The 22,552-nt window shown below is 72.1% G+C and carries 20 protein-coding genes and 1 pseudogene; 7 read left to right on the top strand and 14 right to left on the bottom strand.

The window, feature by feature from the left end:
- Positions 1–44: 44 nt before the first annotated feature.
- From RBL05_RS01560 to RBL05_RS01515, 10 genes and pseudogenes are all read right to left on the bottom strand, one after another.
- Complete coding sequence (locus RBL05_RS01560) at positions 45–473, bottom strand: hypothetical protein (protein ID WP_308740828.1); 429 nt, start codon at positions 471–473, stop codon at positions 45–47.
- Positions 474–577: 104 nt separating this feature from the next.
- On the bottom strand, positions 578–1,474 hold the full coding sequence (locus tag RBL05_RS01555) for a shikimate dehydrogenase (RefSeq protein WP_308740829.1): 897 nt from the start codon (positions 1,472–1,474) through the stop codon (positions 578–580).
- A complete protein-coding gene (gene mltG / locus RBL05_RS01550) occupies positions 1,453–2,640 on the bottom strand; it encodes an endolytic transglycosylase MltG (RefSeq protein ID WP_308740830.1) in 1,188 nt (395 codons plus the stop codon). Before mltG ends, RBL05_RS01555 begins: the two co-directional genes overlap by 22 nt.
- Positions 2,640–3,179: a Holliday junction resolvase RuvX gene (gene ruvX / locus RBL05_RS01545; RefSeq protein WP_308740831.1), complete on the bottom strand. Its 540-nt coding sequence runs from the start codon at positions 3,177–3,179 to the stop codon at positions 2,640–2,642. The genes mltG and ruvX overlap by 1 nt, the downstream gene beginning before the upstream one ends.
- Positions 3,176–5,884: an alanine--tRNA ligase gene (gene alaS, locus RBL05_RS01540; protein ID WP_308740832.1), complete on the bottom strand. Its 2,709-nt coding sequence runs from the start codon at positions 5,882–5,884 to the stop codon at positions 3,176–3,178. Before alaS ends, ruvX begins: the two co-directional genes overlap by 4 nt.
- 154 nt (positions 5,885–6,038) lie before the next feature.
- A complete protein-coding gene (rpsD, locus tag RBL05_RS01535; protein WP_010551614.1) occupies positions 6,039–6,665 on the bottom strand; it encodes a 30S ribosomal protein S4 in 627 nt (208 codons plus the stop codon).
- Between the two features lie 132 nt (positions 6,666–6,797).
- Positions 6,798–8,185 (bottom strand): annotated as a pseudogene (locus tag RBL05_RS01530) (replication-associated recombination protein A).
- A gap of 69 nt (positions 8,186–8,254) precedes the next feature.
- Positions 8,255–9,361 (bottom strand): quinone-dependent dihydroorotate dehydrogenase, encoded by a 1,107-nt coding sequence (locus RBL05_RS01525; RefSeq protein ID WP_308740834.1) that lies wholly within the window; start codon positions 9,359–9,361, stop codon positions 8,255–8,257.
- Between the two features lie 92 nt (positions 9,362–9,453).
- Entirely contained in the window at positions 9,454–9,915 is a 462-nt protein-coding gene (locus tag RBL05_RS01520) for a hypothetical protein (RefSeq protein WP_308740835.1), read from the bottom strand.
- Positions 9,912–10,277 (bottom strand): hypothetical protein, encoded by a 366-nt coding sequence (locus tag RBL05_RS01515; protein ID WP_318604010.1) that lies wholly within the window; start codon positions 10,275–10,277, stop codon positions 9,912–9,914. Before RBL05_RS01515 ends, RBL05_RS01520 begins: the two co-directional genes overlap by 4 nt.
- Before the next feature lie 81 nt (positions 10,278–10,358).
- Between RBL05_RS01515 and RBL05_RS01510 the strand changes: the two genes are divergently transcribed.
- The 3 genes from RBL05_RS01510 (at position 10,359) to sucB (ending at position 15,244) form a co-directional block, all read left to right on the top strand.
- Positions 10,359–11,840, top strand: coding sequence for a leucyl aminopeptidase (locus RBL05_RS01510; RefSeq protein ID WP_308740837.1), 1,482 nt, complete (start codon positions 10,359–10,361; stop codon positions 11,838–11,840).
- 147 nt (positions 11,841–11,987) lie between these two features.
- Positions 11,988–13,391, top strand: a complete 1,404-nt coding sequence (gene lpdA / locus RBL05_RS01505) for a dihydrolipoyl dehydrogenase (protein WP_308740838.1) — start codon at positions 11,988–11,990, stop codon at positions 13,389–13,391.
- 23 nt (positions 13,392–13,414) lie between these two features.
- Entirely contained in the window at positions 13,415–15,244 is a 1,830-nt protein-coding gene (gene sucB, locus RBL05_RS01500; RefSeq protein WP_308740839.1) for a 2-oxoglutarate dehydrogenase, E2 component, dihydrolipoamide succinyltransferase, read from the top strand.
- Between the two features lie 97 nt (positions 15,245–15,341).
- Here the strand turns inward: sucB and RBL05_RS01495 are convergent, their stop codons facing one another.
- On the bottom strand, positions 15,342–16,871 hold the full coding sequence (locus RBL05_RS01495; RefSeq protein ID WP_308740840.1) for a hypothetical protein: 1,530 nt from the start codon (positions 16,869–16,871) through the stop codon (positions 15,342–15,344).
- Between the two features lie 81 nt (positions 16,872–16,952).
- On the opposite strand from RBL05_RS01495, the gene lipB reads away from it, so the two are divergent.
- The 3 genes from lipB (at position 16,953) to RBL05_RS01480 (ending at position 19,526) form a co-directional block, all read left to right on the top strand.
- Positions 16,953–17,651: a lipoyl(octanoyl) transferase LipB gene (lipB, locus tag RBL05_RS01490; RefSeq protein WP_318604007.1), complete on the top strand. Its 699-nt coding sequence runs from the start codon at positions 16,953–16,955 to the stop codon at positions 17,649–17,651.
- A 61-nt stretch (positions 17,652–17,712) separates the two neighbouring features.
- Positions 17,713–18,735: a lipoyl synthase gene (lipA, locus tag RBL05_RS01485; RefSeq protein WP_308740841.1), complete on the top strand. Its 1,023-nt coding sequence runs from the start codon at positions 17,713–17,715 to the stop codon at positions 18,733–18,735.
- A 32-nt stretch (positions 18,736–18,767) separates the two neighbouring features.
- The gene (locus tag RBL05_RS01480) at positions 18,768–19,526 is read left to right on the top strand and encodes a DUF4191 domain-containing protein (RefSeq protein ID WP_308740842.1); all 759 of its coding nucleotides are present in this window, start codon (positions 18,768–18,770) and stop codon (positions 19,524–19,526) included.
- A gap of 252 nt (positions 19,527–19,778) precedes the next feature.
- On the opposite strand, the gene RBL05_RS01475 is transcribed toward RBL05_RS01480, so the two are convergent.
- Positions 19,779–20,213, bottom strand: coding sequence for an RDD family protein (locus RBL05_RS01475; RefSeq protein WP_308740843.1), 435 nt, complete (start codon positions 20,211–20,213; stop codon positions 19,779–19,781).
- Positions 20,214–20,391: 178 nt separating this feature from the next.
- On the opposite strand from RBL05_RS01475, the gene glnA reads away from it, so the two are divergent.
- Entirely contained in the window at positions 20,392–21,822 is a 1,431-nt protein-coding gene (gene glnA / locus RBL05_RS01470) for a type I glutamate--ammonia ligase (protein ID WP_308740844.1), read from the top strand.
- 81 nt (positions 21,823–21,903) lie between these two features.
- Here the strand turns inward: glnA and RBL05_RS01465 are convergent, their stop codons facing one another.
- Together RBL05_RS01465 and RBL05_RS01460 are read right to left on the bottom strand one after the other, a co-directional pair.
- Positions 21,904–22,110 carry a hypothetical protein gene (locus RBL05_RS01465; RefSeq protein WP_308740845.1) on the bottom strand — a complete coding sequence of 69 codons (207 nt, stop codon included), beginning with the start codon at positions 22,108–22,110 and terminating at the stop codon, positions 21,904–21,906.
- Between the two features lie 47 nt (positions 22,111–22,157).
- The gene (locus RBL05_RS01460) at positions 22,158–22,499 is read right to left on the bottom strand and encodes a YciI family protein (protein ID WP_308740846.1); all 342 of its coding nucleotides are present in this window, start codon (positions 22,497–22,499) and stop codon (positions 22,158–22,160) included.
- Positions 22,500–22,552: the final 53 nt, after the last annotated feature.

Below are 22,552 nucleotides of genomic sequence, written 5' to 3'. Positions count from 1 at the left end.
CTCCGGACCAGAAAGCGCCTCTGCCAGGGTGAACGTGAAGACAATCACGCCGGGGCGCCCACCCGGCCCCGATCCATCACGGCGTGCAGGACGGTGAGGGCGAGCTCGATCCGCACCTCGAGGCCGGCCGGGGCCGGTACCGGCAGGCGGTCGGCGAGGTCCTGGAGGGCGGCGGCGGCGAGCACGACCATGGTCGGTTCGGGGTCGAGGAGGTGGGACGCCTCCCAGCTCCCCATCTCCTCGAGGAGCGCGGCGAGCTGGGCGGCGGCGTCCTGTCGGCCGCGCGTGAGCAGATCGGCGCGGGCGCGGGTGGCCAGGGCGGTGCAGCGGCGCAGCGCGGCCGTCGAGAGGTCTGCGGGGATCGACGTCGCGGTCACGGCATCCGGGGAGGAGATCACCTGCCGTGCGGCCTCCAGCCCCTCGGCACCCTGCGCCGTCGTGCCGCCGTTCAGGCCGTCCTTCGCCAGCTCCATGCCGCCGTCCCCTCCCGCTCTTCCCGGGGCCCGGACGGGTCCCTGCGACGCGCGTCACTTTACCCCGTCTTTACCTGCGGGGACAAGGGCGGTGCGGAGGGTGCTCAGCTCCCGGCGCTCCCCCGGCGCCGTGCGAGCTCGTCCCGGGCGGCGGCGAGCATCGTCGCGACCGGGGCGGCGGGGAGGTGCAGCATCGAGCGCACCTGCATGTCGGCCTGGTGGGCGAGCATCTCGAGGCCGTCGGCGACCTCTCCCCCGGCCTGCTGCACGACGGCGGCGACGGGAGCGGGCCACGGGTCGTAGAGCACGTCGAGCAGCACCCGCGGCGGCGTGATCCCGGCCTCGCCGCGGGCCTCCCAGGCGGCGGCGACGGCTCGAGCACCCTCCACCGCGAGGGCGCTGACGACCGCATCGGCCCGGAGCACCTCGTGGTGCGAGGACCAGGGGATCTCGACCGCCTCGGCGCCGGCCTCCTCGGCGAAGCGGTGCAGCGGCGCGAGCTTCTCGGCGCTGCGGGCGGTGAGCAGGACGGTGGTGGCGCCGAGGTCGAGCAGCGCCGCGAGCGCGCTGAGCGCGGTCGCCCCCGAGCCCACCACGCCGCCGGTGGCCACGGACCGAGCGCCGTGGTCGCGCAGGGCCGCGGCGATCCCGTGCACGTCGTGGTTCTCGGCCCGCCAGGTGCCGCCGGGGCGGCGCAGCAGGGTGTTGGCCACGCCGAGCCGCCGGGAGACCTCGTCGTGCTCGGCGGCGAGGGCGAAGGCCTCGGGCTTGCCGGGCATGGTGACCGAGAGGCCCTCGAGCTCGCGCCCGGGCCCGTCGGAGAGGAAGGAGGGCAGCTCCCCCGCCTCGACCTCGAAGCGCTCGTAGCGGGCGTCGTCCACGCCGAGCGCTCGGTATGCGGCGGCATGCAGCACCGGGGAGAGCGAATGGGCGACGGGCGAGCCGATCACCGCGAAGCGGCGGATCGGTCCTTGCCGGTTCAGTCCTTCGAGGCCGCCCATTCCTGCCACTCCTTGACGTTCTTCTCGTGCTCGGCCCAGGTGGAGGCGAACTTGGTCTCGCCCGTGTCGGTGTTGACGGCCACGAAGTAGAGCCAGTCCCCCTCGGGCGGGTCCGCGGCGGCGTCGAGCGCTTCGGCGCCGGGCGCGGCGATCGGGCCGGGCGGCAGGCCGTCCTTGAGGTACGTGTTGTACGGGCTGTCGGTGGCCCGCTCCGCATCGGTGGTGCCGACGCTGGCCGACTTCCCCGTCACGTAGTGGACGGTCGAGTCGAACTGGAGCTTCATCGGCGAGCCCTTCGCCTCGCCTGTGCCCTCGAGGCGGTTGTGGATCGTGCGCACGACCTTCCCGTAGTCCTCGGGGTTGCGCACCTCCATCTCCGCGAGGGAGGCGTAGGTGAGGGTGGTGTGCCACTGGTCCTTCGGGATCTCCCGCTGCTCGAGCTGCTCCTTCATCCGGCCCCACATCATCTCGATGACGTCCTCGGCCGTGTGGTCCTCGAGGATGTCGTAGCGGCCGGGCCAGAGATAGCCCTCGAGGGTGCCGGCCTCGTTCTCGGGGATGCCGTAGGAGGTGTAGTCCTTCGCGGCGGCCTCGAACTCCTCCACCGGGATGCCGGTCTCCTCGGAGAGCAGCGCCCAGATCTGGGTGAGGCGCAGTCCCTCGGGGACGATCACGCGGTGCCCGGCGAGGTTCTCCGGGTCCATCAGCATGGTCAGCGCGTCGGCGGAGGTCATCTCCTTCTTCAGCCGGTACACGCCCGGCTCGATCTTCGAGGCGTCCTGGGTGGAGGAGAACAGCGTGACGAACGGCGCGGAGGTCTTGATGACGCCCTGGTCCACGAGGGTCGCAGCGATGTCCGTGCCGGTGTCGCCCTCGCCGACCTCGACGAGCGCCTCCCCGCTGCCGGGGCCCTCGAACTCGGGGGCCTCGTCCTCGACGCTGACGTTCGCGGTGACCCACCGGTACCCCTGGAAGCCGCCGACGGCGAGGGCGCCGACCACGGCGAGGACGAGCAGCACGGGCAGCAGCGAGCGGAAGAATCCGCCGCGTCGGCGCCGCGGCTCGCCGCGATGCCCGCCGCGGCGCGGGCGAGGGGCGGCCGCCTCGTCGTCCTCTGGGTTCTGCGCCTCGGCGAGCTCGTCGAAGGAGAGATCCTCGTCCTTCATCAGCTGTCCTCCTCGGTCTGGTCCTCCGCGGTCGCGCTCGGCGGCTCCTCGACGAGCTCGCCGCCGCGCCGCCCGGTGGACCTCTCGAGGTCCAGGGCCTGCTGGAGGATCATCACGGCGGCGACCTGGTCCACGACCTGGCGGTGGCGGCGACCCTTGCGTCCGGAGCTGTGCAGCGCCTTGTGCGCGGAGACCGTGGTCAGCCGCTCGTCGATCAGGCGGACCTCAATCTGCCGTGCGCCCGCGACCAGCAGCGTCACGAGCTCCGCGGCGAACACGCGCGCCTTCGTCGCGGCCACGCCCTCGGACCCGTCCAGGGACCGCGGGAGCCCGACCATGATGACATGGGCGTCCAGCTCGACCGCCTCTTCCACGACTCGGCGCGCCGCCGTGTCGCGCTCGAGGGTCTCGACCGGTGTGGCGATGAGACCGTCGAGATCGCTGCGGGCGAGCCCGACGCGGACGTCTCCGACGTCCACGCCGAGCCTCACCCCGCGCGGGAGGCCCGTCGGCGCCTCGGCGTCGACCGGGCCGCTCATGCGGTCCGGGTCTCCTCGATCGCGCCGCGCACCGCGGCGAGGGCCTCGGCGATGCGGGCCGGCTCGCCTCCGCCGCCCTGGGCGAGGTCGGGCTTTCCGCCGCCGCGGCCGCCCATGGCCTCCGCGCCGGTGCGCAGCAGGCTCCCGGCCGCGAGGCCGAGGTCGCGGGCGCCGGCGTTGGTGGCGACCACGAGGGCGGCGCGACCGCCCTCGTGCCCGGCCACGGCGACGACGACGGGCGCGTCCTCGCCGAGGCGGGCGCGCAGGTCGGTGGCGAGGGTGCGCAGGTCGCCGGCGGCGACCCCCTCCCCCGCGTCGTGCAGCAGCACGCGCACGCCGGAGACGTCCTGGGCGCTGTCGACCAGGCGGCCCGCCTCGGCCTGCAGCTGCTGGCCGCGGAGCGTCGCGAGCTGCTTCTCCATGTCCCTCATCCGCTGGGTGAGAGAGCGGACGCGCTCGGGCAGCTCCTCGGCGGAGCCGACCTTCAGCATCTCGGAGAGCTGGGAGACCAGGGCATGGGACTTGGCCTGGTGGCGGTAGGCGGACAGGCCGACGAGCGCGTCGACGCGGCGCACGCCCGAGCCGATCGAGGCCTCGCCCATCAGCTGGACGGTACCGATCGCGCCGGTGCTCGCGACGTGGGTGCCGCCGCAGAGCTCGCGGGACCAATCCCCGCCGATGGAGACGACGCGCACGATGTCGCCGTACTTCTCGCCGAACAGCGCCTGGGCGCCGAGCGCCTTCGCCTCGTCGATCGGCATCTGCTGATCGGTGACGGAGAGCTCCTCCTGCAGGAGCGTGTTGACGCGTCCCTCGATCTGCTCGAGCACGGACTTCGGCACGGCCTGGCCGTAGCGGAAGTCGAAGCGCATCCGGCCGGGCGAGTTCTCGGAGCCGGCCTGGGTCGCACCGTGGCCGAGCTCCTCGCGCAGGGACTCGTGGACCATGTGCGTGGCGGTGTGGGCGCGGGCGATCGCCCCGCGTCGGTCGCGGTCGATCGACGCGATGGCGGAGACGCCGGGGGCGACCTCGCCCTCGACGAGGCGCCCGCGGTGGACGATCAGGCCCTTCACCGGCTTCTGCACGTCGTCGACCTCGACCAGGCCGCCGCCGGTCAGGGCGATGCTGCCCTGGTCGGCGAGCTGGCCGCCGGACTCGGCGTAGAACGGGGTCGAGGCGAGCACGACCTCGACCTGCGCGGGCGCCTGGACGGAGTCGACGAGCGCGCCGTCGACGAGCACGGACTCGACGGTGGTGGCGACGGTGTCCTCGGTGTAGCCGAGGAACGGCACCTCGCCGCCGCGCTCGGAGAGCAGGCGGTTGTAGAGACCGGTGTCGGTGTGGCCGGTCTTCTTCGCGGCCGCGTCGGCGCGGGCGCGCTCGCGCTGCTCCTGCATCGCGGAGCGGAAGGCGTCCTCGTCGACCTGGAGCCCGACCTCGGCGGCCATCTCCATGGTCAGGTCGATCGGGAAGCCGTAGGTGTCGTGGAGCTTGAACGCGTCGTCGCCGGGCAGCACGCGCCCGCCGTCGGCCGCGGCGCTCTTCGCGACCTGGTCGAAGATCGCGGTGCCGGTCTCGAGCGTGCGTCGGAAGGTCTCCTCCTCCGCGTAGACGATCTCGGCGATCCGCGCGAAGTCCGCCTCGAGCTCCGGGTAGGACTCGGCCATGAGGTCCTTGGAGATCGGCAGCAGGTGCGGCATCGACGGCTCGGCGTAGCCCAGCAGGCGCAGGGAGCGCACGGCGCGACGGATGAGGCGGCGCAGCACGTAGCCGCGGCCCTCGTTGCCGGGCCGCACGCCGTCGCCGACGAGCATCAGCGCGCTGCGCACGTGGTCGCCGATGATGCGCAGGTGGACGTCGTCCTCCTCGTCCGCACCGTAGCGGCGGCCGGAGAGCTCCTGCGCCTTCTCGATGACGGGGAAGATCTGATCGATCTCGTACATGTTCTGCTTGCCCTGCAGCAGGTAGGCGAGACGCTCGACCCCGAGGCCGGTGTCGATCGCCTTCTGGTCGAGCTCGCCGAGCAGCTCGTAGTCCTTGCCCTTGCCGGGGCCGCGCAGGAACTGGTCGAAGACGAGGTTCCAGATCTCGAGATAGCGGTCCTCGGCGCGCTCGTCGCCGGGCCACTGGGGAAGACGGCCGGTGGGGGCGTCGGGGCCGTACTCCGGGCCACGGTCGTAGTACCACTCGCCGGTGGAGCCGGCGGGGCCGGGCTGGCCGGTGTCCCAGCAGCTCTCCTCCCAGGGCAGCTGCACGATCCGCGCGGGGTCCAGGCCGATGACCTGCACGAGGTGGTCGTAGGACTCCTGGTCCTGCTCCCACAGGGTGATCCAGAGCCGCTCGGGCTCGAGGCCGAAGCCGCCGTCGTCGACGGAGGAGGTCAGCAGCTCCCAGGAGAAGTCGATCGCACCGGTCTTGAAGTAGTCGCCGAAGGAGAAGTTCCCGGCCATCTGGAAGAACGTGCCGTGGCGGGTGGTGCGCCCGACGTTCTCGATGTCGTTGGTGCGGATGCACTTCTGCACGCTCACCGCACGGTCGTAGGGCGCCTTCTCGGTGCCGACGATGTACGGGATGAACGGGACCATGCCGGCGATCGTGAAGAGGATCGAGGGGTCGTTCGAGACCAGCGAGGCGCTGGGAACGACCTCGTGCGCCTTCTTCTCGAAGTGGGCGAGGAACCGCCGGTGGATCTCGGAGGTGCGCATGGGTGCGGGATGTCCTTCCTGGAGCCGCGTCGGCGGCGCGGCGGGATGCTGTGGGGCGGACGGCCGTGGTGCGGCCGGCACTGCGGACACGAAGGCCCCGGTCAGGGTACCGGAGTACACCCGCCGGGGCCTGTCGCGCCGCGGAGAGGAGAGGTCAGCGCGCGTAGTACTCGACGACCATCTGGACGTCGACCGTGACGGGGACCTCGGCGCGCTTGGGGCGCGAGACGAGCTGGGCCTTCAGCTCGGGCAGCTCGACGGAGAGGTAGGAGGGGACCGACGCGAGCACGTCGGAGTTCCCGCCCTCGGCGGCGATCTGGAAGGGCTCCATGGCCTGCGACTTCGGCTTGACCTGGATGGTCTGGCCGGGCGCGACGCGGAAGGAAGGGCGGTCCACCAGCTGGCCGTCGACCAGGATGTGGCGGTGCACGACGGCCTGGCGGGCCTGGAGGATGGTGCGGGCGAAGCCGGCGCGCAGGACGAGCGCGTCCAGGCGCATCTCCAGCAGCTCGACCATCGACTCGCCGGTCAGGCCCGGCTGCTTCTTGGCGTCCAGGTAGGCGCGGTGCATCTGCTTCTCGCGGAGGGCGTACTGCGCGCGCAGACGCTGCTTCTCCTTGAGGCGGACCGCGTAGTCGGACTCGGTGCGGCGACGGGCGCGGCCGTGCTCGCCCGGGGGGTACGGGCGCTTCTCGAAGTACTTGACCGACTTCGGGGTGAGCGGGAGCCCGAGGGCTCGGGACAGACGCGCCTGGCGGCGCGCACGGGTGACGTTGGTCACGAGGTATACCTCTTGTTCGCGTGTGGTGAATCCAGTCTTGCAGCCGCGGATTCAGCGACCGACTCTACCGCACGCCCCCGTCCGGGTCCATGTCCGACGGGGCTGGTCACGCCAGGCTTCCTGTGGAGTGCCTCACGCGCCCGCGCCGGTCGGGGGCGGCGCCTGGTCCAGGATGCGCCGCAGCGCCTCGACCCGGCGGCTCGTGACCTCCTCGTGCCCGTGGCCCTTGGGATGGTAGTAGCGGGTGCCGACGAGGTCGTCGGGCGCGTACTGCTGGGCGACCACGGCGTGCGGGGCGTCATGGGCGTACTGGTACTCGACCCCGTGTCCGAGCTTCTTCGCTCCCGAGTAGTGGGCATCGCGCAGATGGGCGGGGACGCCCTGGCCCTTCCCGGCGCGGACGTCCGCGATCGCGGCGTCCAGCGCCTTGTAGGAGGCATTGGACTTCGGGGCGGTGGCGATGTGGACGACGGCCTGGGCGAGCGGGATGCGCCCCTCGGGCATGCCGAGCATCTGCACGGCCTGCATCGCCGAGACCGCGACCTGCAGCGCGGCGGGGTCGGCCATGCCCACCTCCTCGCTCGCGGCGATCACGACGCGTCGGGCGATGAAGCGGGGGTCCTCCCCGCCTCGATCATGCGGGCGAGGTAGTGGAGGGAGGCGTCGACGTCGCTGCCGCGCATGGACTTGATGAAGGCGCTGGTGACGTCGTAGTGCTGGTCGCCGCCGCGGTCGTAGCGCAGCGCGGCCCGGTTCACGGCCTGGGAGAGGGTGGCCGCGTCGATCTCCTTGGACTCCTTCATCAGGGCCGCGGCGGCGGCCGCCTCGAGGGAGGTGAGGATCTTGCGGGCGTCCCCGCCGCCGAGCCGCAGCAGCGCCTCGCGGGCGTCGCGCGTGAGGGTGACGGCACCGCCGAGCCCTCGCTCGTCGGTGAGCGCGCGGTCCACGAGGGTGTCGAGGTCCTCCCGGGCGAGCGGCTCGAGGGTGAGCACGATCGAGCGCGACAGCAGCGGGGAGATCACCGAGAAGTAGGGGTTCTCGGTGGTCGCGGCGACGAGGGTGACCCAGCGGTTCTCGACGCTCGGCAGCAGCGCGTCCTGCTGCGACTTCGAGAAGCGGTGGACCTCGTCGACGAAGAGCACGGTCTCGCGGCCGACGGTGCGCAGCCGGGAGCGGGCCTGGTCCACCACGTCGCGGATGTCCTTGACCCCGGCGAGCACGGCGGAGACCTCGACGAACTCGCGGTCGCCGGACTGCGCGACGACATAGGCGAGGGTGGTCTTGCCGGTGCCGGGCGGTCCCCACAGGATCACGGAGCTCGGCGCGGTGCGGGAGTCGTCGGTGGAGACCAGGCGGCGCAGCGGACTGCCGGGCTCCAGCGCCGCGTGCTGGCCGACGATCTCCTCGAGGGTGCGGGGGCGCATCCGCACCGCGAGCGGGGCGCGGTGGTCGACGTTGCGGTCCGACAGGGTGCGCGGCGCGGGCGCATCACCGCCCAGCGAGAAGAGGTCCTCGTCCATCCCTCCAGAGTAGGCCCGGCGCCCGTGCGGGGAGGGCCTCGCCCGCGGTGACTCCCGTGACGGCAGGGCTCAGCGACGCAGGGAGCGCGCGATCCGCCCGGGCCAGGACGGGCCCTCGTAGATGAAGGCGGTGTAGCCCTGGACGAGGTCGGCGCCAGCGGCCAGCCGCTCGCGGACGTCCTCGGCGGTGGTCACGCCGCCGCAGCTGATCACCACGGCCTCCTCCCCCAGCTCGGTGCGGAGCAGTCGGAGGATCTCGAGGGAGCGGCGGGCCAGCAGCGGGCCGGAGAGCCCGCCTGCGCCGATCCGCGCGATCTCGGCGCGGTCGGCGCGCAGCTCCTCGGGTCGGGAGATGGTGGTGTTGGTCGCGATGACGCCGGCGAGCCCCACCTCGGCGGCGAGGCGGGCCACCGCCGTGACGTCAGCGTCGTGGAGGTCGGGGGCGATCTTCACGAGCACCGGCACCTCGCGGCGCAGACGACGGGCGGCGCTGCGGCTCTCGTCGACGACGGCCTCGAGAATCGGGCGGAGCATCTCGACGCTCTGCAGGTCGCGCAGCCCCGGGGTGTTGGGGCTGGAGACGTTGATGGCGAGATAGGAGGCGTAGGGCGCGAGCAGACCGGCGGAGAAGCGGTAGTCCTCGGCCGCGTCCTCGAGCGCCGTGATCTTCGACTTGCCGATGTTCACGCCGATCACCGCGCGCTGGCCGCGCTCGGTGCGTCGGGCCGCGGCGAGGCGATGGGCGAGGGCCTGAGCGCCGTGGTTGTTGAAGCCCATGCGGTTGATCAGCGAGCGGTCCCCCACCAGGCGGAAGGAGCGCGGGCGCGGATTGCCGGGCTGCGCCTTCGCGGTGACGGTGCCGACCTCGACATGGCCGAAGCCGAGGTCGAGGAACGCGAGGGGGAGCTCCCCGTCCTTGTCGAGACCCGCCGCGAGTCCGAGCGGGGAGGCGTGCTCCGCGCCGAGCACGCGACGATCGGTGCCCGCGGGCCGCATCGGGTCCGGCGTGCCCGTCGCGCGGCGCAGGAGCCGCGGCGCGCCGGGGACCGCGTGCGCGAGCGACAGCGCCCGCAGGGTCAGCAGGTGCGCCTGCTCGGGGTCGAGACGGGCGAGCACGTGACGGAACAGGACGTCGTAGGGCCCGCGACGGGCGGCGGTGTCGGTGGTCACGGGCATACGGTACGCGGTCCGGGCCCCGCTCCCCGGGGCCCAGGGCTCTTGCGGACGCGCCGCAGGGGTGCTCCGGCCGGGCCGCCGGGGCCCGATGGTCAGGCCTCGGGGCGCTTGCGGGCCCCGCGCAGCATGTAGACCAGCGCGAGCACGGGCAGCGCGAGCGGCACGTAGCCGTAGCCCTGGCCGTACACGCTCCACACGGTCGCCTCGGGGAACAGCACGGGGTCGAGCACGGTCAGGGTGCCGACGGCGAGCACGCCGATCAGCTCGATGACGACGAGCACCCGGGCGACCCTCGAGCGCCGTCCGCCGCGCACCAGCGCGACGGTCACTGCGATGTAGGTCGCCGCCGCGAGCAGCGAGAGGGAGTAGGCCACCGGTGCACGGTCGAAGTCCCGCAGCACCTGCACCAGGCTGCGCGCGGTCGCCGAGAGGGCGAAGATGCCGTAGACGGCGACGAGGACGATCTCGAAGCCGCGCCCGCCGCGGCTCCTGTCCGCCGCGGGACCGCGTCCGTCGCGGTCCGCAGGGCGGTCGTCGGTGCGCGGTGCGGTCATGCGAAGCCTCCCGGCCAGATCTGGTGGATGCGCATCAGGAGCACGAGGGTCACCGCACACGTCACGGCGATCACCACGCTCCCCCAGCGCGTGCGCTCGAAGGCGCCGAGCCAGCCCCCGCCGACGACGAGCATCAGCCCTGTCAGCACGTACCCGTAGAGCGTCACCCGCTCGGGCGGCGGGCCTGCGGAGGTGGCATCGCGCACGCCGAGGGAGATGCCGAGCACGATCCAGCCGATCGCTGTCAGCGCCGCGGCGCCCAGCAGCACGAGGTCGGCGCTGAGATCCTTCGCGGCGTAGTAGATCGCGAGCGCGGCGGTCAGACCGCCCAGCACGGCGACCACGATGCTCAGCAGGCTCATCGGTGCGGCTCCCTCATCGTGCGGTCGGTCCTCCTCCACGGCCGCGGACGGTCGGTCGGGGCCGAGACCTACGATAGGCCCATGCCGATTCTGGAAATGACCGCTGAACCCTTCGTCGACGTCGCCGCCGACGTCCTCGTGCTCCCCCTGGTCGCCGGCGCGGGCGAAGCCCCCGCCTCCGTCCCGGGATCCCCCGAGATCTCCGAGGCCGTCGCGGGCCTCGCCCCCTCCGCCGCGCGCGGGGACCTGCACCGTCTGCCCTCCACCGGCCTCGCCGCCGCAACCACCCTGCTCCTCGTCGGCGTGGGCGAGGAGGATCTCTCCGCCGTCTCCGCCGAGGACCTCCGCCTCGCCGTCGGCGCCGCGACCCGCTCGCTGACCGGCGTCGGCCGCGCCGCACTCGCCCTGCCCACCGCGTCCGACGCGCAGCGCGCCGCCGCCCTCGAGGGCGCCGCGCTCGGCGCCTACGCCTTCACCGCGCACAAGACCGGCACCGGAGAGAAGGCCCCCAAGGGTGCCCTGGCCGAGATCGTCCTGCTCGCCGGCGAGGCCGGGACCGACGCCCTCGAGCCCGCGCTCGAGCGGGCCCGAGTGCTCTCCGGCTCCGTCGACCTCGTGCGCGACCTCGTGAACACCCCGCCGAACCTGCTGCCCCCGGCGGAGTTCGCCCGCCGCGCGGAGGAGCTCGTCGCCGACCTCCCGATCACGGTGACCGTGCTGGACGAGGCCGCCCTCGCCGAGGGCGGCTACGGCGGAATCGTCGGCGTCGGCCAGGGTTCGACGCGCCCGCCGCGCCTGGTCCGCCTCGAGTACGCACCTGCCGGGGCGAGCCGCTCCGTCTCGCTGGTGGGCAAGGGCATCACCTTCGACACCGGCGGGATCTCCCTGAAGCCGGCGCCCGGCATGGAGGACATGACCTCGGACATGGCCGGTGCCGCGACCGTGCTCGGCGCGACCGTCGCCGCGGCCCGTCTCGGGCTGGACGTGAAGGTCACCACCTTCCTCGCCCTCGCCGAGAACATGCCCGGCGGCGGCGCCCAGCGCCCGGGCGACGTGGTCACCATGCGCGACGGCACCACCGTCGAGGTGCTGAACACCGACGCCGAGGGCCGCATGGTCATGGCCGACGCGCTCGTCGACGCGGTCGCCGCGGAGCCGGACCTGGTGATGGACGTCGCGACCCTCACCGGCGCGGCCGTGGTCGCGCTCGGCAAGCGCACCGGCGGCGTGATGGGAACCGAGATCGGCCGGTCTGCCGTGGTGGCGGCCGCCGAGCGCGCCGGCGAGCCCTTCTGGCCGCTGCCCTTCCCGCAGGAGCTGCGCGCCGACCTCACCGGTCGCGTCGCGGACCTGCGCAACATCGGCGAGCGTCCCGGCGGGGCGCTCTCGGCGGGCATCTTCCTCAAGGAGTTCGTGGGCTCGACCGAGTGGGCGCACCTGGACATCGCCGGCCCCGCCTTCGCCAGCGCACCGCTGGGCTACATGGGCAAGGGAGCCACCGGGATGAGCGTCCGCACCGTCCTGCAGGTTCTCGAGGACCACGCCGGGGCCGCGGTGGCGTGATGCTCGCCGCATCGACATCCTGACAGTTGCGCGCAACAGGTCCGCCCGGCGCCGCCCGGTGCCCTAGCATGGGGCACGCAGGCGGCGCCGTCGGCCATCCGGGTCCGAATGCGCCGCGGAACACCCAAGACACCGAGGAGCACACAGGTGGCGGACACAACCACTGACCAGTTCGACGTCGTGATCCTGGGCGGTGGCAGCGGCGGCTATGCGGCCGCGCTGCGCGGAGCCCAGCTCGGCCAGAAGATCGCCCTCGTGGAGAAGGACAAGCTCGGCGGCACCTGCCTGCACCGCGGCTGCGTCCCGACGAAGGCCATGCTCCACGTCGGGGAGCTCGCCGACGCACCGTCCGAGGCCGCTGCGGCCGGCGTGGACCTCACCCTCAACGGCGTCGACGCCACGAAGGTCCTCGGCTTCAAGGACAAGGTCATCGGCCGTCTGTACAAGGGGCTCCAGGGCCTGGTGAAGGCCCGCAAGGTCGACTACGTCGAGGGCTTCGGCAAGCTCACCGGGCCGAACACCGTCACGGTCGAGACCGAGTCCGGCACCCGCACCCTGACCGGCAAGAACGTCATCCTCGCCTCCGGCTCCTACTCGAAGACCCTCCCGGGCATCGACCTGGGCGGCCGCTTCCTAGACTCCGAGACGGCGCTGCAGCTGCCCGAGCTGCCGAAGAACCCGATCATCCTCGGCGGCGGCGTGATCGGCGTCGAGTTCGCCTCGATCTGGAAGTCGCTCGGCGCGGAGTCCGTGACGATCGTGGAGGGTCTGCCCCACCTCGTCGCCAACGAGGACGAGGCGATCTCCAAGGCCCTCGAGCGGGCCTACAAGAAGCGCGGCATCGCCTTCTCTCTCGGCGTCTTCACCGAGAAGGCCGAGCAGACCGAGACCGGTGTCAAGGTCACCCTCGCCGACGGCAAGGTCTTCGAGGGCGACTACCTCCTGGTGGCCGTGGGCCGCGGCCCGAACACCTCCGGCATGGGCTACGAGGAGCAGGGCATCGAGATGGATCGCGGCTTCGTGCTCGCGAACAAGGAGACCCTCGAGACCAACGTCCCCGGCGTCTACGCCGTCGGCGACATCGTCCCCGGCCTGCAGCTCGCCCACCGCGGCTTCGCCCAGGGCATCTTCGTCGCCGAGCGGATCGCGGGCCTGAACCCCGCCCCGATCGTCGAGTCCGGCATCGAGCGCATCACGTACTGCGAGCCGGAGGTCGGTTCCGTCGGCGTCACCGAGAAGCAGGCCAAGGAGCAGCTCGGCGAGGACAAGGTCGAGGCCTACGAGTACAACCTCGGCGGCAACGGCAAGTCCCAGATCCTCGGCACCACCGGCTTCATCAAGCTGGTCCGCGAGAAGGACGGCCCGATCATCGGCGTCCACATGATCGGCTCGCGCACCTCGGAGCTGATGGGCGAGGCGCTGCTCATCGTCAACTGGGAGGCCTACCCCGAGGATGTCGCCTCCCTCATCCACGGCCACCCCTCGCAGCACGAGGCCATGGGCGAGGCGGCCCTCGCCCTCGCCGGCAAGCCGCTGCACGCCCACGCCTGAGTCTTCCCAGAGGAGAGAACCCCATGTCTGAAACCGTGAAGATGCCGGCACTCGGCGAGTCCGTCACCGAGGGCACAGTCACCCGATGGCTCAAGGCCGTCGGCGACACCGTCGAGGTCGACGAGCCGCTGCTCGAGGTCTCGACCGACAAGGTCGACACCGAGATCCCCTCCCCCGTCGCGGGGACCATCGAGAAGATCCTGGTCGAGGAGGACGAGGACGCCGAGGTCGGCGCCGATCTCGCCGTCATCGGCGACGGCTCGGGCTCCGCGGACGCCGGCTCCGGCGACTCCGGCGCCGAGGCCGAGGAGGCTCCCGCAGAGGAGCAGGGCGAGGACCTCGCCTCCGACGAGACCGTCGCCCCGTCCACCGACGAGGAGACCCCCGCCGGGGAGTCCGAGAAGCCCGCGGACGCCTCCGGCGATGCCGGTTCCGGCGCCTCCGGCGGCGCGGCCGAGGGCGAGGAGGTGACGATGCCGGCGCTCGGCGAGTCCGTCACCGAGGGCACAGTCACCCGATGGCTCAAGGCCGTCGGCGACACCGTCGAGGTCGACGAGCCGCTGCTCGAGGTCTCGACCGACAAGGTCGACACCGAGATCCCCTCCCCCGTCGAGGGCACGGTGCTCGAGATCCGCGTCCAGGAGGACGAGGACGCCGAGGTCGGCTCCGTGCTGGCGATCGTCGGCTCCGGCGCCCCCGCGGCCCCGAAGGCGGAGGAGCCGGCCGCTCCCGCACCCGAGGAGAAGAAGGCCGAGGAGAAGCCCGCCGAGGAGCCGAAGCAGGAGGCTCCGAAGCAGGAGGCTCCGAAGCAGGAGGCTCCGAAGCAGGAGGCTCCGAAGGCCGAGGCCCCGGAGCAGGAGGAGCCCGCGGCGCCCGCCGCTCCCGCCCCGCAGGCCGCCGATGCGGTCTCCGGCGCGGAGTCCTCGGGCTACGTCACCCCGCTGGTGCGGAAGATGGCGGCCGAGGCTGGCGTGGACCTCTCGAGCGTCAAGGGCTCCGGCCTCGGCGGTCGGATCCGCAAGCAGGACGTGCAGCAGGCGATCGACGCGCAGAAGGCTCAGGCGACACCCGCCGCCGCGGCCGCTCCTGCCGCCGCGGCCGCCGCTCCCGCGGCGCCGAAGGTCGAGGTCTCCTCGAAGCGCGGCACCGAGGAGAAGATGCCCCGCATCCGCAAGGTCATCGGCCAGCGGATGATGGAGTCCCTGCACGGCATGGCGCAGCTGACCACCGCGGTCGAGGTCGACGTGACCCGCATCGCGAAGCTGCGCGCGAAGGCGAAGGACGAGTTCGCCGCCCGCGAGGGCGCCAAGCTCACCTTCCTGCCCTTCCTCATGATGGCAGCGATCGAGGGTCTGAAGACCTACCCGCAGCTGAACTCCACCATCGACGACGACAAGGTCGTCTACCACGGCTCGGAGAACATCGGCATGGCGGCGGACACCGAGCGCGGTCTCGTGGTCCCGGTCATCAAGAACGCGGGCGACCTGAACCTCGCCGGCCTCGCCCGCCAGATCGGCGACCTCGGCGGCCGGGCGAAGAGCAACAAGCTCGTCCCCGACGACCTCTCCGGCGCGACGTTCACGATCACGAACACCGGTTCGGGCGGTGCGCTCTGGGACACCCCGATCGTGCCCGCCCCGCAGGTCGGCATCCTCGGCACCGGCACCATCACGAAGCGTCCCGCCGTGGTGCAGAACGCCGAGGGCGACGACACCATCGCGATCCGCTCGATGATGTACCTGTTCCTCTCCTACGACCACCGCATGGTCGACGGCGGCGACGCCGCCCGCTTCCTCACCTACATGAAGAAGCGGCTCGAGGAGGGCGCGTTCGAGGGCGAGCTCGGTCTCTGACCCCGTCCCCGCGCGCAGCCATCGGCTGAGCATCGGCAGGGCCCCGGCACCGTCACGGTGTCGGGGCCCTGCCTCGTCCCGGCCCTCCTCGGGCGTCTCACGCGGTGCGCGTCTCGAGGATCCTCCAGCGGGCCCCGTCCCAGATCAGCACGAGATCGATCTGCGAGGCACCGCTGTTCGGGGTCTCCTGCACGAGGCCGGAGCCCTCGCGCACCTGGCCGGCCGCGGTCGAGACGAGCACGCGCAGCACGGCCCTTCCGTCCTCGTCGGGCCCCTCGAGCAGCTCGGCCTCGTGCACGACCGGTCCGCTGCCCTGCACCTCGTACCCCTCATAGGCCGCACGGATCCGCTCGTCCTCCTTCTGCGCGGGACCGCCCTCGGCGGCGACGGGCACGTCGGAGGCGCCGGTGAGATAGGCGTGGCGGGAGCCCGCGAGCTCCGCCGCCAGCGCCCACGGGTCCTCGATCGCGGGCACCTGCCCCTCCTGCGAGCTGCCAGCGCCCGCAGGAGCTCCGTCGGCGACGACCGCGGGGGCCTGTCGCGCCGGCTCCGAGCGGTCCATGGTCACGGTGATCGCCGCCGCCGCGCCGAGGCCGAGGGCGAGCACCACCGCCCCGCTGAGCAGGGCGGTGCGCCGGTGCCGCCGCTCCCCCAGCACCGCGGAGAGCGCGCCGCCGGTCCCGCGCCGACGCGATGACCCGGCATCCGCTCCGCCCTTGGCCCGCGCCTCCGTGCGCGCTCTGCGCAGCCGGGGAGCGGGAAGCGGCGCCACAGATCCTGCGTCGGCCGCGTCGACCTCCTCCTCCGCCTCCTCCCGCGCCACCTCCTGCTGTACCCCGTCCGGCCGCTCCGGCTCCCCCTGGTCTCCCTGGTCTCCCGGCACCCGCGGCGGATCCGCCGGACTCGCGCCCGCGGGGGCATCGAGGAGACCGGGCAGGTCGAGCGAGGGCGCGCCCCCGCCAGCGAGGGCGTGGACCCGTCGTCGCAGCGTCCTCTCCTCGTCCTCGAGCACGGAGTCGATCCAGTGCAGATCCGCGCTGCGCACCGCGAGGGACTGCTCATGTCGCAGGCCGCTGAGGTCGAGCACCAGCACGCTGCCGTCGGCCCGGACCCCGAGCCCGCGGCCTCGCGGTGCCCCGAGCACCCAGCCTCGCTCGTGGAGCGCCGCGACGAGGGCCTCGAGGTCCTCCCGTGCCCGGGCCTGTGCTACCCGCTCCCCCGTCGCGGGTGCACCGCCGTCGGCGGCGCGTCGCCCGCGGCGCCGCGCGAGCGGCGGGGCGGTCTCGCGGATGTACCCGTCCTCCTCCATGCCGATCACGTCCGGCGCGGCGCTGATCCCGGCCACCTCGAGCGCGGCGAGCAGCTGCATCTCCGCGGTGACGGACTCCCGCCCTTCCGGGCCCCGCCACCGCACCCGCAGCGCGTCCTCCCGCCCCGGCGCTCCGAGGCTCTCCTCCTCGCGCCCGGTCCGGTCCGCGGCGGCACCGTCCAGGCCGGCGCCAGCGGGTCCCGCGCCATCCCTGCCCGGGCCATCCCGGCCCGGGCCGTCGCGGCCCGGACCGTCGACCGTCGGCCCCAGGACGAACCCGTGGCGCCCTCCGCTCCTGGCATGCTCCCCCTGATCCATGGCCACAGTGAACCCCACCACGACGCGCACCCCTGCTGGTCATCCACAACGTGCAGGTCGCGGCAGGAGTAGCCTGGAGAGATGCTCGATGTGATCCGTCTCGGCCTCAGCGAGCCGCTCCCCTACGAGGACCGGCACGCACAGTTCGACCTGCCCCCGGGGCCGGTGGACTACCGCGCCGCCTGGGACCTGCAGCGCCGGATCCACGCCGAGGTGGTCGCGGGCGAGCGGCCGGACACGCTGCTCCTGCTGGAGCACCAGCCCGTGTACACCGCGGGCAAGCTCACCCAGGACCACGAGCGCCCCCGCGACGGCGCCGAGGTGGTGGACATCGACCGGGGCGGGAAGATCACGTGGCACGGGCCGCAGCAGCTCGTCGGCTACCCGATCGTGAAGCTCCCGATCCCGATCGACGTGGTCGGCTTCGTGCGCGCCCTCGAGCAGGCGATCATCGACGTCTGCGCCGGGCTCGGCCTCGAGACCGTCCCGATCGAGGGCCGCAGCGGGGTGTGGGTGGCTCGTGAGGGCGAGCAGGAGCGCAAGGTGTGCGCTATCGGGATGCGCGTCTCGAAGCGCGCCACGATGCACGGCTTCGCCCTGAACTGCGCCAACGACCTCTCCTGGGCCCAGAACGTGATCCCCTGCGGGATCGACGACGCCGGCGTGACCAGTCTCAGCCGGGAGCTCGGCCGCAGGGTGCCGGTCGTCGAGCTGCTCGACCCGGTCGCCGAGGCGATGATCGACCTCGTGGCGCACCGCACCTCCGCACCGGTGCTGTGAGCGCCGCGCGCGCAGACGGGATCGATAGACTTCAGGGACGACGAGACGAGGAGGCATCACGGTGACGATCGCTGCCGAGGGCCGTCGCATGCTGCGCGTCGAGGCGCGCAACGCCGAGGTCCCCATCGAGCGCAAGCCCGAATGGATCAAGACCAGGGCCGTCATGGGCCCCGAGTACACGGCCATGAAGCAGCGCGTGCACGGCCAGGGCCTGCACACGGTCTGCGAGGAGGCCGGCTGCCCGAACATCTTCGAGTGCTGGGAGGATCGGGAGGCGACCTTCCTGATCGGCGGGGACACCTGCACCCGGCGCTGCGACTTCTGCAACATCGCCACCGGCAAGCCGATGGCGGTGGACCCGATGGAGCCGTTCAAGGTCGCGCAGTCGGTCAAGGAGATGGGCCTGCGCTACTCGACGGTCACGGGCGTGGCCCGCGACGATCTCGAGGACGGCGCGGCGGGGCTGTTCGCCCGCACCTGCCAGCAGATCCACGCGATGAACCCCGGCACCGGTGTCGAGCTGCTGATCGACGACATCAAGGGCCGCGGCGAGCACCTCCAGCAGGTGTTCGAGGCCAAGCCGGAGGTGTTCGCGCACAACCTGGAGACGGTGCCGCGGATCTTCAAGCAGATCCGTCCCGCGTTCCGCTACGACCGGTCGCTGGACGTCATCTCGATGGGCAAGGACGCCGGGATGATCACCAAGTCCAACCTCATCCTCGGGATGGGCGAGACGGACGAGGAGATCCTGGAGTCGATGCAGGCCCTGGTCGACGCCGGCTGCGACATCCTCACCATCACCCAGTACATGCGGCCCTCGAAGCTGCACCACCCGATCGACCGCTGGGTGAAGCCCCAGCAGTTCGTCGAGCTGTCCGAGGCCGCGAGGGAGATGGGCTTCCTCGCGGTGATGGCCGGTCCGATGGTCCGCTCCTCGTACCGCGCCGGAAAGCTCTGGGCGCAGGCGATGCGCGAGCTCGGCCGCGAGATCCCGGAGAACCTCCGCCACCTCGACTCCGATCAGCCCGCCCGTCAGGAAGCTGCGAGCGTCGTCGCCCGCACCCAGCAGGCCGCCGCGAGCTGACGCTCCGCCGGCCCCGAGAGGACACATCCCCCATGGCTCGCACGTCCGAGACCACGTCCGCCAAGGACGACACGAAGAAGCGCGGCAAGCGCAACGCCGACGGCACGAAGAAGCCCGGTCGCCTCAACCAGATGTTCGAGGTCTTCAAGTACACGCAGGAGGTCGACCGGTCGACCCTGCCGCTGATGATCCTCGCGATCGTCGGCGCGATCGCCGTCGGCGTGCTGCTGACCGTGCTGATCTTCGACAGCCCCTGGTACGGCATCTTCATGGGCCTCGCTGTCGGCGTGCTGATCGCGATGATCATCCTGGCCCGCAAGGCGGAGCGAGCGGCCTTCGACCGTATCAAGGGCCAGACCGGCGCGGCCCTCGCCGCGATGCAGTCGATCCGCCGCGGCTGGAACGTCGAGGACGAGCCGGTGCAGATCGATCCCCGCAGCCAGAAGATGCTCTTCCGCGCCTCGGGCCGGGCGGGCATCGCGATCGTGGCCGAGGACTCCACGGGCATCTCGATGAAGCTGCTGGAGAAGGAGCGGCGCAGCATCCGGCGCGTACTCCAGCACGACAACGTGCCGGTCCACCAGATCGTCGTCGGCGACGGCGAGGGCGAGGTGCCGCTGCACAAGCTCCCCACCTACATGCAGCGCATGAAGAAGCAGCTGACCAAGCAGGAGTCCGCACAGGTGACCAAGCGCCTGAACGCGCTGCACCGCTCGCTGCGCCAGCAGGTGCCCAAGGGCGTGGACCCGATGCGTGCCCGTCCGAACCGCAAGGCGATGCGCGGCCGCTGACCCGGCACCCGTCCTCTCGGCGACGCCCCCTCCCGCTCCGGCGGGTGGGGGCGTCGTGCTGTGCGCGGAAGGGCTGCCCGTACCGCCGGGAGGCGGTCGTGACCTTCTCGTTATCTGCGTGACCTTTTCGTGACATTCGGCATCGACGCAGGTCAGCGGGATGAAGTGGGGAGGCGTCCTGCGGGTCGACAGGGCGCGTCCGGAGACGCAGGAGCGCTCGCTCCTGCGGCGCAGGCGAAGCGGAGGACCCCGTCAGAGGGTGACGACCGCGGTGCCTGCGACGACGTCGTGCAGGGGCTGGGTGTCGCGGTTCCAGACCACTGCCGGGAGCACCAGCAGCATCAGCACGGTGCGCACCACCGCGCGCAGCAGCATCGGGCTGCGGCCGCTGACGGGGACGACCCGCACCCGCAGCAGGAACTGACCCGGGGTCACCCCGAAAAGCGTCAGGAACAGCACGTTCACCGCCGCGAAGAGGATCAGGTTCGCCAGCGGGTCGCCGCCGAACAGCAGGGCCGAGATGCCCACGCACAATCCCCAGTCGACGATCAGCGAGAGGGGTCGACGCCAGAACGACGCGACGGCGCCGCGGCCCGAGGCCGGCAGTCCGAGAGCGGAGCCCTTGACGTAGCCGGCCTCCCTGGGCGGGCCGTCCATCCAGGAGCCGAGGTCCTTGCGATCGATCACGGGCGGAGCCTACGCGGCCGTGCTGGGAATCGCCGGGCTCCCCGGGAGCGGTGCACCACTGCCCCTAAGCTTGGTCTCACCCGAGTCCCGGCCTGACGCGGCCCCTCGGCACTCGAGCGGTTCGGCCCCTCGGGGTGAGACAGCACTTAACGCGCCGCACGGCGCGGATGGAGGAGATGTGTTCAACAATCCCAGCGAGATCTCGAAGTACATCGAGGAGGAGGGCGTCGAGTTCATCGACATCCGCTTCTGCGATCTCCCCGGCGTCATGCAGCACTTCAACATTCCGGCGAGCACCTTCGATGAGGAGGCCATCGCGACCGGCCAGCTCTTCGACGGCTCCTCGATCCGCGGGTTCCAGGCCATCCACGAGTCGGACATGAAGCTCGTGCCGGACCTGGAGACCGCGTACCTGGATCCGTTCCGCGAGCGGAAGACCCTGATCGTCAACTTCTCGATCGTGGATCCGTTCACCGACGAGCCCTACTCCCGCGACCCGCGCACCGTCGCCTCGAAGGCCGAGGAGTACCTCAAGTCCACCGGCATCGCGGACACCGCGTTCTTCGCGGCCGAGGCCGAGTTCTACATCTTCGACGACGTCCGCTTCAAGACGTCGGTCAACTCCGGCTTCTACTCGATCGACTCCGACGAGGCCGTGTGGAACACCGACCGCGACGAGTCCGAGTTCGGCGGCAACCAGGGCTACAAGACCCGCCTCAAGGGCGGCTACTTCCCCGTCCCGCCGAACGACCAGATGGCGGATCTCCGCGACGAGATCGTCTCCGTGCTCGAGGACACCGGCCTGCAGGTCGAGCGTGCCCACCACGAGGTCGGCACCGCGGGCCAGCAGGAGATCAACTACCGCTTCAACACGCTGCTGCAGGCGGCCGACGACGTCATGAAGTTCAAGTACGTCGTCAAGAACACCGTGTGGGACGCCGGCAAGACCGCGACCTTCATGCCCAAGCCCCTGTTCGGCGACAACGGCTCGGGCATGCACACCCACCAGTCGCTGTGGAAGGACGGCGAGCCGCTGTTCTTCGACGAGCGCGGCTACGGCGGCCTCTCTGACATCGCCCGCTGGTACATCGGCGGCATCATCGCCCACTCCCCCTCGCTGACCGCGTTCACCAACCCCACGGTGAACTCCTTCAAGCGCCTGGTGCCGGGCTTCGAGGCGCCGGTGAACATGGTCTACTCGGCCCGCAACCGCTCCGCCGCCATTCGCATCCCCGTCACGGGCTCCTCCCCGAAGGCCAAGCGCGTCGAGTTCCGCGCCCCGGACCCCTCGGCGAACCCCTACCTGTCCTTCGCCGCGCAGCTCATGGCCGGCATCGACGGCATCCGCAACCGGATCGAGCCGCCCGAGCCGATCGACAAGGACCTCTACGAGCTCCCGCCGGAGGAGCACGCGCAGATCCAGCAGCTGCCCGACTCGCTGGGTGCGGCGCTGGACGCCCTTGAGGCGGACCACGACTACCTCACCGAGGGCGACGTGTTCCCCGAGGACCTCATCTCCACCTGGATCGAGCTCAAGCGCACCACGGAGATCGATCCGTTCCGCTTCCGCCCGCACCCGCACGAGTTCGAGCTGTACTACGACATCTGAGCTGACAGCGCTCGCGCAGCAGAGACCCCCGTCCCGCCGTCCGGCGAGGCGGGGGTCTCCGCGTCGGTGCTCCGGGCGGCCTCAGCGGCTGGAGCGGTACTGGTACGAGACGACAGCGCCGTGTCCGGGAGCACCGTCCGCCCCGAACACGCCGGTGGTGGCGTAGACGGTGCCGCGCTCGAGCTCGACGTCGGCCGCCGAGGCGGCCTCGAAGAGGGTGCGGGCCCTCGTGCGGCCTGGCGAGATCGTGGAGACGGTCACTTTGCGCCTGCCTGAGCTCCTGCTCATGGCGGATTCCGGCGCGTCGCGCACGCTCGCCGTCGAGGCGGTGCGGCTCAGCTCTCCGGGTCGTCCCCGAACACCCGCACCTCCTGGGCGCAGCGGCACGCGACGGCGATCCGGCGCGCCCATTCCAGCGCCTCCTCGCGGGTAGCGAGATCGAGCACGGCGAACCCGCCGTCGATGCGGCGGGTCTGCTCGTAGGTCGTCACCAGCACGCTGCCGCTGCCGGTGACCATCACCGGGGGCACGGACTCGTCGATCCCGCCGCCGAAGACCCACACCCCGGCGGCCTTCGCCTCGCGGACCACGGCATGGGAGTCCTCGGACGCGGCGGCGAGCTCCTCGTCGGACAGGTTCATCGCGCTGCTGGGGAAGGAGATCAGGTACTTCGCCATCGTCGGCTCCTCTCGTCGGCCTCCGCGCCGTCGCGGGGCTCGCCCCGAGTCTC

Origin of the sequence: Brachybacterium sp. GU-2 (assembly GCF_030866705.2) — a bacterium.
GTDB classification, from domain to species: Bacteria; Actinomycetota; Actinomycetes; order Actinomycetales; family Dermabacteraceae; genus Brachybacterium; species Brachybacterium conglomeratum.
The sequence above is the reverse complement of the archived record's forward strand: the minus strand, read 5'-3'. Positions and strand labels throughout refer to the sequence as shown.

Bases quoted from the DNA above. Each gene is read 5' to 3' on its own strand.
- RBL05_RS01560 (WP_308740828.1), bottom strand. From the start codon at position 473: ATGGAGCTGGCGAAGGACGGCCTGAACGGCGGCACGACGGCGCAGGGT.
- RBL05_RS01555 (WP_308740829.1), bottom strand. From the start codon at position 1,474: ATGGGCGGCCTCGAAGGACTGAACCGGCAAGGACCGATCCGCCGCTTC.
- mltG (WP_308740830.1), bottom strand. From the start codon at position 2,640: ATGAAGGACGAGGATCTCTCCTTCGACGAGCTCGCCGAGGCGCAGAAC.
- ruvX (WP_308740831.1), bottom strand. From the start codon at position 3,179: ATGAGCGGCCCGGTCGACGCCGAGGCGCCGACGGGCCTCCCGCGCGGG.
- alaS (WP_308740832.1), bottom strand. From the start codon at position 5,884: ATGCGCACCTCCGAGATCCACCGGCGGTTCCTCGCCCACTTCGAGAAG.
- RBL05_RS01525 (WP_308740834.1), bottom strand. From the start codon at position 9,361: ATGCCCGTGACCACCGACACCGCCGCCCGTCGCGGGCCCTACGACGTC.
- RBL05_RS01520 (WP_308740835.1), bottom strand. From the start codon at position 9,915: ATGACCGCACCGCGCACCGACGACCGCCCTGCGGACCGCGACGGACGC.
- RBL05_RS01515 (WP_318604010.1), bottom strand. From the start codon at position 10,277: ATGAGCCTGCTGAGCATCGTGGTCGCCGTGCTGGGCGGTCTGACCGCC.
- RBL05_RS01510 (WP_308740837.1), top strand. From the start codon at position 10,359: ATGCCGATTCTGGAAATGACCGCTGAACCCTTCGTCGACGTCGCCGCC.
- sucB (WP_308740839.1), top strand. From the start codon at position 13,415: ATGTCTGAAACCGTGAAGATGCCGGCACTCGGCGAGTCCGTCACCGAG.
- RBL05_RS01495 (WP_308740840.1), bottom strand. From the start codon at position 16,871: ATGGATCAGGGGGAGCATGCCAGGAGCGGAGGGCGCCACGGGTTCGTC.
- lipB (WP_318604007.1), top strand. From the start codon at position 16,953: ATGCTCGATGTGATCCGTCTCGGCCTCAGCGAGCCGCTCCCCTACGAG.
- RBL05_RS01480 (WP_308740842.1), top strand. From the start codon at position 18,768: ATGGCTCGCACGTCCGAGACCACGTCCGCCAAGGACGACACGAAGAAG.
- RBL05_RS01465 (WP_308740845.1), bottom strand. From the start codon at position 22,110: ATGAGCAGGAGCTCAGGCAGGCGCAAAGTGACCGTCTCCACGATCTCG.
- RBL05_RS01460 (WP_308740846.1), bottom strand. From the start codon at position 22,499: ATGGCGAAGTACCTGATCTCCTTCCCCAGCAGCGCGATGAACCTGTCC.